At 62.6% G+C, this 1148-nt stretch carries 2 protein-coding genes; both read left to right on the top strand.

The genetic code is table 11. The annotated features are described in order from the left end of the window. Positions 1 to 712: tyrosine-type recombinase/integrase (locus F573_RS0114065; RefSeq protein WP_019023118.1), on the top strand; the 712-nt coding region annotated here is incomplete at its 5' end. A gap of 25 nt (positions 713 to 737) precedes the next feature. Next, the coding region (locus F573_RS14560) for a DUF559 domain-containing protein (protein WP_231384438.1) at positions 738 to 1148 on the top strand (411 nt) is incomplete at its 3' end.

Here is a 1148-nt window from a genome sequence, read left to right as displayed (position 1 = left end):
GACACAGGCGCTTTATCTGAGTGCCCTGCGGGGTGTCCTGAAAGAAACCTGGCACCAACGGCTGATCGACGGTGATGAATACCACCGGATCGTGGATATTCGGCCGTACAAGGAAAAGCGGCTGCCCAAGGGACGTGCCCTCGAATCGGACGAGATCGACCACCTCCTGAAAAAGCTGGAGGCCTCGGACCACCCTTCCGCCATTCGCGATCGCGCGATCATCAACGTGCTGTACAGCTCGGGGATGCGTCGGGCCGAACTGGTCGGCCTGGATCTCGACGATCTCTGCCCGGAGGCCGGTGGCCTCCGCATCCGGGGGAAAGGCAATCGCGAGCGCATCGCGCCCGTCGATGACGAAGCCTGGGAGTCCGTGAATACCTGGATCGATGATCTGCGGGGCGAAGAATCGGGCCCCCTCTTTCTCCCGATGACCAAGGCCGGCAAGCTGAAGTGGAAACGCATGACCGGCCAGGGAGTCGCCTACCTGCTTGAGAAGGCCTCGAAGAAAGCCGGTACCGAACGCACCCTGCCCCACGATATGCGGCGCACCTTCATTACCCACCTGCTCGACAACAACGAAGACATCCTGACCGTGGCCGATCTGGCGGGACACGCCTCCGTCGAGACGACCCAGATATACGATCGCCGGGGGGAAGCGACCAAAAGGGCCGCAGTCGAACGGCTGCGGAAGGATCGAAGAAGGAAGGATTAGGGGTATCCCCCGCGGAGGTGCCAGGATGGCGCGCAATCTGCGACTCACCGAAGAAGAAGCGATCCGGATGGGGCTGATTCCATCGGAATCGCCCTCATCGGCCCGTGGCCGCCAGCCGCATGAAGGGGAGCCGAAAGTTCCGGCCGTCGCCGGGAACAGGCGCCCTCGATCGGCCCGCACGGGGGAAAAGATCGACCCACAACGGATCCTCGCCGGGGAGCTGAAACGGCGATTGGGAGCTGAGGCGGTTCAGGAGGAAGTGACCGGCCTGATCCCGGGCCGCAAGTATCGGGTCGATATTCTCCTGCCCGCCTCGAGCATCATCGTGGAGTTCGACGGGTTCCAGTACCACCGATCCAAGAGTGCGTTCCAGAAAGATCGCGAGCGCCAGAATCACCTGGTGATGGCCGGCTACCGGGTGCTGCGGTACTTCAAC

Source organism: Thioalkalivibrio sp. ALE23 (assembly GCF_000378545.1).
Taxonomy (GTDB): domain Bacteria; phylum Pseudomonadota; class Gammaproteobacteria; order Ectothiorhodospirales; family Ectothiorhodospiraceae; genus Thioalkalivibrio.
The sequence above is the reverse complement of the archived record's forward strand: the minus strand, read 5'-3'. Positions and strand labels throughout refer to the sequence as shown.